The following is a 12,469-nucleotide window of genomic DNA, read 5'->3' as shown; positions in this document are numbered from 1 at the left end:
GCATCAACTACAGTGGGCAGGGCACTGATCCGCCATCGCCCGGAGACAACCATGACCGACATGTCCGCTGAATACAAAGCGCTCGCCAGCTATCGCCCCACGCACAAGGTGCGCTTTATCACCGCGGCCAGCCTGTTCGACGGGCATGACGCGGCCATCAACATCATGCGGCGCATCCTGCAGAGCATGGGCGCCGAGGTCATCCACCTGGGCCACAACCGTAGCGTTGACGAAGTCGTCACGGCCGCCCTGCAGGAAGACGCCCAGGGCATCGCCATCAGCTCCTACCAGGGCGGGCATGTCGAGTACTTCAAGTACATGGTCGACCTGCTCAAGAGCCGCGGCGGCGAGCACATCCAGGTTTTCGGCGGCGGCGGCGGCGTCATCGTGCCGCCCGAAATCCGCGAGCTGCATGCCTACGGCGTCACCCGCATCTACAGCCCCGAGGACGGTCAGAAGATGGGCCTGGCCGGCATGATCGGCGAGATGGTCATGCGCTGCGACAAGGACCTGACCGGTTTCGCGCCCAAAAACGTCAAGGCCATTGAAGGCCATGGCGAGATGAACTGGCGGGCGTTGGCCCAGCTGATCACTGCTTTGGAGAACGGCAAGGCCGATGCGGCGCTGGTCGACAAGGTACGCACCCAAGCTGCCACCCGCAAGATTCCCGTGCTGGGCATCACCGGCACCGGCGGCGCCGGCAAGTCCTCGCTGACCGACGAATTGATACGCCGCTTGCGCCTGGACCAGAACGACAAGCTGCGTGTGGCCGTCATCAGCATCGACCCCTCACGCCGCAAAAGCGGCGGCGCCCTGCTGGGCGACCGCATCCGCATGAACGCCATCAACCCCTGGACTGTTCCCGCAGCCGGGCAAAGGAACACCGACAGCGGCCAGCGCGTCTTTATGCGCAGCCTGGCCACGCGCGACTTCGGCTCCGAGATCAGCCAGGCCCTGCCCGACGTGATCGCCGCCTGCAAATGCGCGGGCTTTGACCTGATCGTCGTCGAGACCTCGGGCATAGGACAGGGCGACGCCGCCATCGTGCCGCATGTGGATGTGCCCATGTATGTGATGACGCCCGAGTTCGGCGCAGCCAGCCAGCTCGAAAAAATCGACATGCTGGACTTCGCCGAGTTCATCGCCATCAACAAGTTCGACCGCAAGGGCTCGCTCGACGCCTTGCGCGATGTCTCCAAACAAGTGCAGCGCAACAAGGAAGCCTGGAGCACACCGGCCGACAAGATGCCGGTCTTCGGCACCATGGCCGCGCGCTTCAACGACGACGGCGTCACCGCGCTTTACCAGGCGCTCAAGCCGCGCCTGGCCGCGCTGGGCCTGGCCCTCGAAGGCGGCGTGCTGCCCGCGGCCGAAGTGCGCCACAGCACCAACCAGACCCCGGTGGTGCCGGCTGCGCGCACGCGCTACCTGGCCGAGATCAGCGACACCGTGCGCGGCTACAAAAAGCGTGCCCGCGCCCAGGCCCAGCTGGCCCGCGAGGTGCAGCAGCTCAAGGCGGCCGCCGCCATGCTCAAGATCGACAAGCCCGACCGCGCACCGGCCGCCGAAGCCGCGCTGGACCTGGCCGGCCACCGCAAGGCGCGCATGGACGCCGACGCCCGCGCCCTGCTGGCCCAGTGGCCCGACATGCAGGCCGCCTATGCCGGCGACGAATACGTCGTGAAAATCCGCGACAAGGAAATCCGCACCGCGCTGACCACCAAGTCACTCTCGGGCACCACCATCCGCAAGGTAGCCCTGCCGCAGTACGAAGACCACGGCGAAATCCTCAAATGGCTGATGCTGGACAACGTGCCCGGCAGCTATCCCTACACCGCCGGCACCTTTGCCTTCAAGCGCGAGGGCGAAGACCCGACCCGCATGTTCGCCGGCGAAGGAGACCCCTTCCGCACCAACACCCGCTTCAAGCTGCTCAGCGAAGGCATGGCCGCCAAACGCCTGTCCACCGCCTTCGACTCGGTCACGCTCTACGGCAACGACCCGGCCCTGCGCCCCGACATCTACGGCAAGGTCGGCAACTCGGGCGTGTCCATCGCCACACTCGACGACATGAAGGTGCTGTACGACGGCTTTGACCTGTGCAATCCGTCGACCTCGGTCTCCATGACCATCAACGGCCCGGCCCCGACCATCCTCGCGATGTTCATGAACACAGCCATCGACCAGAACCTCGACAAGTTCAAGAAGGACAACGGCCGCGACCCCACGGCCACCGAGGCCGCCAAGATCCGCGAATGGGTGCAGGAGAATGTGCGCGGCACGGTGCAGGCCGACATCCTGAAAGAAGACCAGGGCCAGAACACCTGCATCTTCTCCACCGAGTTCAGCCTCAAGGTCATGGGCGACATCGCCCAGTACTTTGTGCACAACCGGGTGCGCAACTTCTACAGCGTCTCCATCAGCGGCTACCACATCGCCGAAGCCGGCGCCAACCCCATCAGCCAGCTGGCCTTCACGCTGTCCAACGGTTTCACCTTTGTCGAAGCGTATCTCGCGCGCGGCATGCACATCGACGACTTTGCGCCCAACCTGAGCTTCTTCTTCAGCAACGGCATGGACCCGGAGTACACCGTGATGGGTCGCGTCGCGCGCCGCATCTGGGCCGTGGCCATGAAGGAAAAATACGGCGCCAACGAGCGCAGCCAGAAACTGAAATACCACATCCAGACCTCGGGCCGCAGCCTGCACGCGCAGGAAATCCAGTTCAACGACATACGCACCACGCTGCAGGCGCTGATCGCGATTTACGACAACTGCAACTCGCTGCACACCAACGCGTTTGACGAAGCCATCACCACGCCCACCGAAGAATCGGTGCGCCGCGCCATGGCCATCCAGCTCATCATCAACCGCGAATGGGGCCTGGCCAAGAACGAAAACCCCTCGCAGGGCGCGTTCATCATCGAGGAGCTCACCGAGTTGCTCGAGGAAGCGGTACTCAGCGAGTTCGAGCGCATCGCCGAGCGCGGCGGCGTACTGGGCGCCATGGAGACCGGCTACCAGCGCGGCCGCATCCAGGACGAGTCCATACACTACGAGATGCTCAAGCACACCGGCGAGCTGCCCATCATCGGCGTCAACACCTTCCGCAACCCGCACGGCGACGCGGTGCAGGACAAGCTCGAACTGGCGCGCTCCACCGAAGAAGAAAAACAAAGCCAGCTCAAGCGCCTGGAAGACTTCCATCGCCGCCACGCCGCCGAATCACCGGCCATGCTCAAACGCCTGCAGCAGGCCGTGATCGAAAACCTCAACGTCTTCGAAGTACTGATGGAGGCCGTGCGCGTCTGCTCGCTGGGGCAGATCACCAATGCGCTGTTTGAGGTGGGTGGGCAGTACCGGCGGAATATGTAAATCGCCGGGGGCTGCTATGACCCAATTGATCAACGGCAAATGATTTGAGCTATTGACGAATCCTTCCAGCACTGGTGACGATGGATAACTCGACGAAGCTGGAGCCGGAATGCTGTCCAGGTTTAAAGCTGATCACGTAACCACCAAGGTCAAAACTACTCATGCTGTCCAAGGCTAGAACGGTCCCTTCGTGGCTGGGCCTGCTGCCTTGGCGGCGTATCGCCTCGGAAATGACGCGAGCGGCGATGTAGCCCTCCATCATGGCGTAGCTCACAGGCACTTCCAGGTTACGCGCCTTGGCTGCAATGTCGGCAAATTCCTTGACGAGCTGGTTGGAGACCTTGTACGGACTTGGCGTCACCTGGGCGATAGCCACACCTTGCATCTGCTCCGGAGACAGCCGTTTGGAGAGCTGCTCGATGTCGGCGCCCGAATGCGCTAGCAGTTGAGCCGCGCCGCCAGCGATACGGTACTTCTCAATAAAGCCGGCCGCGGCAGCTCCGCTGGAGACCATGATGATCGCTTGCGGCTGCATGTTCATGAAAGTGTCCACGGCGTCAGTCACGGCGACCGTGTTGGCGACGTAGGAGCCGCGTCCCTCAATAGTCGCCCCGGCTTTCCTGGCCGCATCCTCGGCCGCGGCGATGACCGAAGTCGAGCCCGGCCCAGCCTCATGGAAGAAGCCCAGGCGCTTGATCCCGATGGTGGCCAGATGCTCAATGAGTCTGGAAATCTCGTCCCGCAGGCCTGCCCGCACGCTATACAGGTAGGGAGCGTCCGGCTGGATCTCCGAAGTGCGGTAGCCCACCAGGGCAATCTTCTCTTTTGCCAAGATGCCCGCAGACACCAGACCGGCCACATTCCTGCCACCAAAGTAACCGGCCAGGACCATCGGGTTATCTTCGGCAATCATCTGCTTTGTCAAGGTGACTGTGTCGTCGGGTGCTCCCCCGTCGTCCTTGCGCAAGAGTGTGAACTTATGGCCGTTGATGCCGCCGGCCTTGTTCAGGGCGGTGAAATGCAATTGCATGCCGGCGGCGTAAGCGCGGCCCTGACCGGCCTCCGGCCCTGACATGGGGCCGACCTGGCCCACCACGATCTCGGCGGCGAGTATCGGACCAATTCCCATCACAAGGGCAGCCACGGCCAGTGCCTTCAGGGCCTTGGCGAAAGCCGACGATAAACAACGGTTGCGCATGATGAGAGTTTCCTTTTGTGCTGCGAATCTGACGGACCTGGGTATCGATCAGTGGTCAGCAAGGCTGTATTCCATGGATCAAGGAAGGGACTCTGGCCCGCCTCTTCGTGGGCGGCCGAAACGTGTACCGTCATCGACCTCGGCTTCGAACTGCAGCTGCGCCATCAGTTGGCGAACCTTGACGCCTTGCGGCCTGGCAAGGCTGTCGCGAAGCGGTGCCAGGCGCTCTTGCGGAAGGATGCCTGTTGTGCATTGTTCAAATTTGGCTTGCCGCTCCAAGGCCGAAAACGGATTCAGGAATGACCCTTTGGCGTGTTGAACGACGCGCTCCAGGCGTCGTCCGTCCTTCAAGGTCACGGCTGTGGTGTGGGGAAGCAGCTGCGTCGCGGTTTCTGTACGTGTCGAGTTCAAGCGCAATTCGACGCGTGGCATGAGCCGTCGGGTCATATCGTCATGCACCGCTTGCGGCGTGAAGTCGGCCAAGGTGACCGTGCCGTAACGGAGCATCGTTGCTATCACGTAAGGCATGGAGAACATGGCCTCGCGGGGATTCCTGGGCTCCGGGTATTTGAGGTTCACCAGGTTGACGCGCCCTACCCATGTTTCGACACGCTCAACGTCTTCCATGCCGAATCGGTTTTCGCTGGCGAGGGCTTGCAACGCGTCCAGGCAGCGGTGTGTGGACGCACAGTTGGGATACAGCTTGAACGCCAGGCCGTGGCTGTCGATCGCCAGCGGGCCGTCACCGACCGCAGCCACGGACTGCCAGTCGGCCGCAGAGCCCCCGGCGTAGAGCGCGCCAAACCCGTGCGGGCCTTCCAGGGCTTTCTCGCTGCCCGTGACGCCCGACGCTGCAAGCGATGCGGCCAGGACACCGCCTTGAGCCGCCAGTCCGGCATGTACGGGTTTCGTGTCGGTGCCGAACTGGACCTTGGGTCCAGCTGCCATGGAAACGGCCAGGCTCAGGGCATGCGTCATCCTGGCCGCGTCCAGCCCAAGCAGTCTGCCGCAAGCTACTGCGGCAGCGATCACGCCAATGGTTTGAGTGCCGTGCCAGCCTTTTTCGGCATGAGACCGGTCCATCGCCATCCCGACGCGGGCCATCACCTCGCTCCCGACGATCAGCGCGTCCAGCACGGCGTCCAGTGTGGCATCCATCTCGTGGGCTTGCGCCAGGATGGCTGGGATCACAGCGCAGCCAAAATGACCTCCGGCGACGAAAAACATCTCATCGAGCTCCCGCGCATGGGCGGCCGTGCCGTTGGCCAGCGCACTGAAGGCGGCACAAGTCCCGGTGTTGCTGCCCACCACCGGGACCGGTCCCGCGACACGCAATCCCGCCCGTACCGAGGCGCAAACCGGATCCCCCGCACCTGCCACCATGGCGGCGATGGTGTCCTCCAGGGAGTGCTCTGCGGTGCGCAAGGTGGATTCACCCCATTGATTGGGGACCGTGGCGGCCCAGTGCGCGAGAACATGGGTGGCGGGAACGGAGGAACTGGGCATGCTTGTCTTTGAGGTGTGTTTGGTATGGGCTGCGCCTGTCAGCGCATCCTTGTGTAAAGCGAATAGCCGAAACGCAACTGCAGGTCTACGCGAAAGGCCAGGCAACATCAGTCAAGCTTGACTCCGGCGGTACGGATCACGTCACCCCATTTTTTTGCCTCGCTGTCGATATGCGTCTTGAAAAACTCGGGCGTTCCGCCGAGTGCGACCTGCCCTGTTTGCGCGAATTCAGCCTTAGTCGCAGGTGCCTGCAACCAGTTGTTGATTTCACGGTTCAGGCGCAGGATCACCGGCCGGGGCGTGCCCGTCGGAGCCACGATGCCGCCCCAGGCGACTACCTCGAAGCCTGCAATGCCCGCCTCCTCCATGGTCGGCACGTCGGGCAGCAGCGCCGAGCGACGTTTGCTGGTCACTGCGAGCGGACGCACCTTGCCCGACTGGACGGCGCCCACCATGGACGGCAGGTTGTCGAACATGAAATCGATTTGCCCCCCGATCAGGTCGCTCTGCGCCTGCGGGGCGCCGCGGTAGGGAATGTGGCTGAAGCTGATGCCGGCTTTTTCCTTGAGGATTTCGCCGCTGAGGTGGCTGGTGGTGCCGTTGCCGCCGGACCCCATGGCCAGGCGGCCCGGGTGGCTCTTGGCATAGATGACCAACTCGCGCACCGAGGTGATGGGCAAACCCTGGCGGACCACCAGGACGTTGGGGACCTGCGAGAGCACGGCCACCGGTGCCAGGTCTTTGTCGGGGTTGTAGGGCATCTTGGCGATCAGGCCGCGGTTGATCGCCATGGTCACGATATTGCCGAAGCCCAGCGTGTAACCGTCGGGCTTAGCGGTAGCCACCGCCTGCATGGCGATGGTGCCTGCCGCGCCCGGGCGATTCTCGACGATCACCGATTGCTTGAGCTTTTCCTGCAGGTAGTAGGCCAGCTTGCGGCTGGTGAGGTCTGGCGTACCGCCGGCGGACGAGGGCACGATCAGTTTGATAGGCTGGGTGGCGGGCCAATCCGCCGCCAGGACGGTGCCAGCCAGCGTGGCCGCCGCCAGCAGCAGTACAACAAGGCGTGCTTGAAATTTCGACATCTATGACTCCAACTTCTGTTCTTGAGGGGCCCTTACCGGGCGCCCTGAATATCTGACATGCGCGATGGCCTGTCCAACGGAATAAGCGCATACCCCCCTGCATTTATTTCATGACCACACGGCCTTTTTCATTGCGGACGAATGGATGCCATGCCAATAATGGCCGTAACCGCCATGAAATATCCGACGCAGCGCCACTTGCCCTCCATCGTCAACCTCAACACCTTCGAGGTGATTGCCCGGCGCCTGAGCATCACTGCCGCCGCCGATGAACTGGGCCTGACGCAAAGCGCGGTGAGCCGCCAGCTGTCGGACCTGGAGGGCTTTGTCGGCGTTGCACTTTGCCGGCGCACAACCAGCGGGATGGAGCTGACGGTTGACGGTGCCAGCTACCTGCGGCGGGTGCGAACCCTGCTGGACGAGCTGGAGTCAGCGACCATCGCCGCATCCATGGGCTCCATGCCAGGCAAGATACTGCGGCTGTCTGTGCCCACTACCTTTGGCACGCTGTGGGCCATGCCACGGCTGTGCGCCTTCGCCACCGCGCACCGGCAGATCCAGCTGGACGTGGCCACGCACACCGGGCCCATCAGCATGCGCGACTCGGGGCTGGACGCGGCCATCGTCCACTGCGAAGGGCCGGAGCCTGGCTGCGTGGCCGACCTGCTGCACCCTCTGCACTCCTTTCCTCTTGCGGCGCCCACGCTGAGCCGGCTGAGGGCGCCGCTGACGGGCGCGCAAATGGCCGCGCTGCCCTTGCTGCACCAGAGCATGGCGCCCAACTCCTGGGCAGCCTACCTGCGGCAGCTGGGCGCGTCTGTAGAAGTCCCGATGCCGGGCGCCCACTACGGCCTGCTGTCGCTTGGGTTGATGGCAGCAGAGGCCGGCCTGGGCGTCGCATTGGCGCCGGACTATGCGAGCGCCTCGGCGCTGCAAGCCGGGCGCTTGATCAAACTGAATGACAAGCCCTTCATTTCGCCGCGCAGTTACTTTCTGGTGACGACGAACGAGCGCGCCAAGGCGCCCGTCATCCAATCGCTGCGCCAGTGGTTGACGGGCCAGTCGCCGCCTGGCCCCTGACGCTGCGGCGGTGGCCTGCTGAATGGGGCAGAGGCGGCGTGATCCAACACACGTGGGTGGGCAGTATCGGCGGAATACGTGACCAGCCCGTAGAGCCTGCTACTGCGCGACAGGTTTCAAGTCATGCCTCCCCAATGAATAGGAGAGAGCGTAGATGTCGTGTTTCATGGCCGCAAGGGCGCCTGCAGCCTGAAGGCGCTGCGGCGACAGCTCGTTGGTCAGGGCGAGTCGCAAGACCTCCGTCTCATAAGACGACAGCAAGACAATCCAGTCGGCGGTGGCATCTCCGCCGCGGATTTTTTGCTCCTGCGTCATGGCTACCTCCGGCGTTCTGGTTTGCAGCAGGTGCGCCCCGACGATGCCCCTGCTTTCCGCCTGGTGCGCCAGCAGCCTCTCCAGCCGGGCCAGCAATGGCGCTGCCTGTCCATCCGCAGGTGACAGGCGAATCGTCAGCACCGCCTGACCCAGTCCGGCGCCGAAACTGCTGAGCAGCTTGCACTGGCTGCGCACCATGTGCAGGTGGTGCGGCATCATCTTCGCCGACCACGGCGACGGGTTATTGAGGCTCTGCAGGTATCCCGGAGAAGTAAGGGTTTCATACGATGCCAGTTCGTACATCACAAAAAACCCCGTTCCTCCGTCAACGTGGGCCCAGCGTGAGCCGCGCAGAAAGCCATCAATGCCCATGCGTTCCGGAAAGTGTTCGCGAGAGTGCCACTCCTGGAACTCGTCCCGTTGCGCAGGCAGGATGTCCCACCACATGGCGACTGCTGCATTGCCTAAAAGTGCCATGTCTTCGAATCTCCGCAGAGCCTCAGTAGAACCAGCTTGCCGGCACCGTGACCAGCTTGGGGAACACCACCATCAAAAACATCACCGCAAACTCGGCGATCATGAACGGGATGACACCCTTGGTGACGTCGTCCATGCTGATCTTGCCGACGCCCGCCACCACGTTGAGCACCGTGCCCACCGGCGGCGTCACCAGCCCGATCGAGTTGTTGATGATGAACAGCACACCGAAGTAGACCGGATCGATGCCTGCGGCCTTGACCACGGGCATCAGCACCGGCGTGAGGATCAGGATGGTGGGTGTCATGTCCATCGCGGTGCCCACCAGCATCACCAGCACCATGATCGCCGCCATCAGCAGAATGGGGCTGCCCATGAAGGGCTTGAGCAAGTCCACCACCATGCCCGGCAGGTTGGCGACGGTGATCAGCCAGGCGCTGACCATGGCCGCGGCGATCAAGAACATCACGATGGCGCTGGTCTTGGCCGAGGCGACGAACACGCCGTAGAGCTGCGGGAGCTTGAGTTCGCGGTAGATCACGGTCGAGACAAACAGCGCGTAGACGGCCGCCACCACGGCTGCCTCGGTGGGCGTGAACACGCCCATGCGCAGGCCGACCAGGATGATGACCGGAAGGATCAACGCCCAGGTGGCGTTGCGAAAGGCCTTCATGACCTCGGCGCCGCTCTTGCGCGGCGGCGGCACGATGGCCTCGCGCCGCACCAGCCAGGCCCAGGTGATCCACAGCGCGCCGCCAATCAGCAGTCCCGGCACCACGGCCGCGAAGAAGAGCTTGGAGATCGACACATTGGCCGCCACGCCGAAGATCACCAGCCCGATGCTGGGCGGGATCACCGGGCCGATCACGCCCACGGAGGCGATCAGGCCACCGGCGCGCTTCTTGTCGTGCCCGGCCTTGACCATCATCGGCAGCAGCAAGGCGGTGAGCGCGGCCGCGTCGGCCACGGCCGAGCCCGACAGCGCCGACAGCAGGCAACCCGCCATGATGGTCACGTAGCCCAGGCCGCCCTTGACGTGGCCGACCAGCGCCAGCGCCAGGTCGACGATGCGGCGCGACAGGCCGCCGACGTTCATGATTTCGCCGGCCAGCATGAAGAAGGGCACGGCCAGCAGCGGGAAGCTGTCGGCGCCCCCGACCAGGTTCTGCGCCAGGATCTGCGCGTCGAACAATTGCAGGTGCCACATCAGGGCGACACCGCTGGCCAGCAACGCAAACGCGATGGGAATGCCCAGGGCCATCGCGGCCAGCAGCGAGCCGATGAAAATGAAGATCGTCATGGCCGTGCTCCCGCGGTGTTGTCCGGCTGCCGCGCATCGTCCAGCACCTGCTTGAGCTGCACGGCCTCTTCCGACTCCTGCACCATGACCAGTTCATCATCCGACAGCCGGCCGGTGACGGCCTTCCACAAATCCAGCAGCAGCAGGCCGCACGCCAGCACGCCGAACACGAGACCCGAGAGGTAAACGATGGACATGGACCAGCCGGTCGTCGGCGCCGTCACGTCCCAGTTGATCTTGACCTGTTCCCAGCTACCCAAGGCCAGCAGCACCACGATGAAGATCATCAGCGCGTGGCCGACGACGAGGCAGATTTTTTTGCCGATGACCGGCAGCCGCCCCACCACCATGTCCATGCCGAGGTGGCCGTGTTCACGCAGTGCGACCAGCGCACCAAGAAAAGTGCCCCAGATGAAGAGCCAGCGCGATACCTCTTCGGACACCGTGATGCCCGAGTTGAAGCCGTAGCGCAGCACGACGTTGCCGAACACCAGCACGACCATGACGGCCAGGCCGAGCGCGATCAGAAACTCGATGCCTTTGCAGGCCTTGTCGACGAAGGTGTCCATGTCAGTTCTGCGTGGCAAGGGCCTGTGCTTCGCGCGCGATGTCGGTCACGACCCGAAGGCCCTGCAGGTAGGAACGCGGACCGAATCCCTGGATCGTTCCTTTCACCGCCGGCGAGATGATCGAGTGATGGCGCCAGGGCTCGCGTGTCGCGAGGTTGGACATGTGCACCTCGACCACCGGGAAGGGCATGGCCTTGATCGCGTCGTGCAGCGGCACGCCATGCTGCGTGAGCCCGGCGGGGTTGACCAGCGCGCCCTGCGCGGCGTCGATGTGCTGGTGCAGGAAATCAATCAGCGCGCCTTCGTGGTTCGACTGGAGGGTTTCCAGCGTCACGCCCAGTTCCCCGGCCAGTGTTGCCAGCATGGCGTCGATCTGTGCGAGCGTGGTGGTGCCGTAGATGTGCGGTTCGCGGCGGCCGAACAGGTTCAGGTTGGGCCCGTGGAGGACAAGTATTTTCATGTCAGAACTTCACCATCAGAACTTTGAAACCCGTTCCAGCTCGGACTTGAAGAGGGTCACGACGGCCGGGTCATAGGCGGCGGAAAATTTCTCGTAGACAGGACGCACTTCGGCACGCATCTTGGCCAGCTCGGCGGGCGGCACGTCGTTGTAGAGCATGCCCTTGGCGGTGAGCTCGCCCAGGGCCTTGGCCGAGACTTCACGGCTGACCACGCGCTGCCAGTTTTGGGCTTCGATGGCGGCGTCCTGCAGGATCTTGTGCTCCGTCGCCGAGAGCTTGTCCCAGAAGCGCTTGCTGATCTGGATCGGGTTGGTGGCATAGACGTGGTTGGTACCGCTCACGTACTTCTGCACCTCATAGAACTTGCTCGAGGCGATCACCGCGAAGGGGTTTTCCTGGCCGTCCACAGCCTTGCTCTCGAGCGCGCCGTACAGCTCGGCAAAGGGCATGGGCACCGGGTTGGCTTTGAAGGTCTTGAAGGTTTCCAGGAACACCGGGTTCGGGATCACGCGCAGCTTCAGGCCTTCCAGGTCGGCGCCTTTCATGATGGGGCGCTTGCTGTTGGTGACGTTGCGAAAGCCCAGGTCGAAGAAGCCCAGCACGATCACGCCTTTTTCAGGCAGTTTGGCGGTCAGCATCTTGCCCAGCGGGCCGTCGACCAGCGCATCGGCCTGTTTTGCGTTGGCAAAGAGGAAGGGAAAGTCGAGCAGGCCGAATTCCTTGACGATGCCGTTCAGCGACGTCGTCGAGGCCACCAGCATTTCCTGCACGCCGCCCTGCAGCGCCGACTGCTGCTGCAGCTCGTTGCCGAGCTGCGAGGCCGCGAATTCCTGCACCTTGATCTTGCCGCCGCTCTTGGCGGCCACGATCTCGGCGAACTTGCGCACGCCCAGGCTGGTCGGGTGGTCGGGGTTGTTCAGGTGGCCGAACTTGATGGTGCGTTCCTGGATGTCCTGCGCCAGGGCGGCGGTCGAGAGGCCCAACAGGGCGGCTGCGGCCAGGGCGAGGGTGCGGCGGGTGAAACGGATGGAGGGCATCGACGTCATGGAAGGTTCCTTTTGTCTCGGATTTGAATAGGGGAAAGTGAACGAACGGGCTGCGCC

10 protein-coding genes are annotated in these 12,469 nt (G+C 63.5%); 2 read left to right on the top strand and 8 right to left on the bottom strand.

The window, feature by feature from the left end; translation table 11 throughout:
• Nucleotides 1–51: 51 nt before the first annotated feature.
• Nucleotides 52–3,375, top strand: a complete 3,324-nt coding sequence (gene icmF, locus AC1DXS_RS13835; RefSeq protein ID WP_477738059.1) for a fused isobutyryl-CoA mutase/GTPase IcmF — start codon at nucleotides 52–54, stop codon at nucleotides 3,373–3,375.
• Between the two features lie 49 nt (nucleotides 3,376–3,424).
• On the opposite strand, the gene AC1DXS_RS13830 is transcribed toward icmF, so the two are convergent.
• The 3 genes from AC1DXS_RS13830 to AC1DXS_RS13820 form a co-directional block, all read right to left on the bottom strand.
• On the bottom strand, nucleotides 3,425–4,573 hold the full coding sequence (locus AC1DXS_RS13830; RefSeq protein ID WP_477738058.1) for an ABC transporter substrate-binding protein: 1,149 nt from the start codon (nucleotides 4,571–4,573) through the stop codon (nucleotides 3,425–3,427).
• A 78-nt stretch (nucleotides 4,574–4,651) separates the two neighbouring features.
• A complete protein-coding gene (locus tag AC1DXS_RS13825) occupies nucleotides 4,652–6,079 on the bottom strand; it encodes an MmgE/PrpD family protein (RefSeq protein WP_477738057.1) in 1,428 nt (475 codons plus the stop codon).
• A 107-nt stretch (nucleotides 6,080–6,186) separates the two neighbouring features.
• The gene (locus tag AC1DXS_RS13820) at nucleotides 6,187–7,164 is read right to left on the bottom strand and encodes a Bug family tripartite tricarboxylate transporter substrate binding protein (RefSeq protein WP_477738056.1); all 978 of its coding nucleotides are present in this window, start codon (nucleotides 7,162–7,164) and stop codon (nucleotides 6,187–6,189) included.
• A gap of 174 nt (nucleotides 7,165–7,338) precedes the next feature.
• Between AC1DXS_RS13820 and AC1DXS_RS13815 the strand changes: the two genes are divergently transcribed.
• Nucleotides 7,339–8,244 (top strand): LysR substrate-binding domain-containing protein, encoded by a 906-nt coding sequence (locus AC1DXS_RS13815; RefSeq protein ID WP_477738055.1) that lies wholly within the window; start codon nucleotides 7,339–7,341, stop codon nucleotides 8,242–8,244.
• Between the two features lie 99 nt (nucleotides 8,245–8,343).
• Here AC1DXS_RS13815 and AC1DXS_RS13810 read toward each other — a convergent pair whose 3' ends face one another.
• Genes AC1DXS_RS13810 through AC1DXS_RS13790 form a run of 5 tightly spaced genes read right to left on the bottom strand, consistent with a single transcriptional unit; the run spans nucleotide 8,344 to nucleotide 12,412 of the window.
• Nucleotides 8,344–9,036: a hypothetical protein gene (locus tag AC1DXS_RS13810; protein ID WP_477738054.1), complete on the bottom strand. Its 693-nt coding sequence runs from the start codon at nucleotides 9,034–9,036 to the stop codon at nucleotides 8,344–8,346.
• 22 nt (nucleotides 9,037–9,058) lie between these two features.
• Nucleotides 9,059–10,336: a TRAP transporter large permease subunit gene (locus tag AC1DXS_RS13805; protein ID WP_477738053.1), complete on the bottom strand. Its 1,278-nt coding sequence runs from the start codon at nucleotides 10,334–10,336 to the stop codon at nucleotides 9,059–9,061.
• Nucleotides 10,333–10,905 carry a TRAP transporter small permease gene (locus tag AC1DXS_RS13800; protein WP_477738052.1) on the bottom strand — a complete coding sequence of 191 codons (573 nt, stop codon included), beginning with the start codon at nucleotides 10,903–10,905 and terminating at the stop codon, nucleotides 10,333–10,335. Before AC1DXS_RS13800 ends, AC1DXS_RS13805 begins: the two co-directional genes overlap by 4 nt.
• A 1-nt stretch (nucleotide 10,906) precedes the next feature.
• Nucleotides 10,907–11,365 carry a type II 3-dehydroquinate dehydratase gene (locus tag AC1DXS_RS13795; RefSeq protein WP_477738051.1) on the bottom strand — a complete coding sequence of 153 codons (459 nt, stop codon included), beginning with the start codon at nucleotides 11,363–11,365 and terminating at the stop codon, nucleotides 10,907–10,909.
• 15 nt (nucleotides 11,366–11,380) lie between these two features.
• Nucleotides 11,381–12,412, bottom strand: coding sequence for a TRAP transporter substrate-binding protein (locus tag AC1DXS_RS13790; protein ID WP_477738050.1), 1,032 nt, complete (start codon nucleotides 12,410–12,412; stop codon nucleotides 11,381–11,383).
• Nucleotides 12,413–12,469 lie beyond the last annotated feature (57 nt).

The sequence above is a fragment of the Polaromonas sp. P3_B1 genome, from assembly GCF_056402935.1.
Note: the sequence above shows the minus strand (reverse complement) of the source record. Positions and strands in the feature narration are given on the sequence as shown.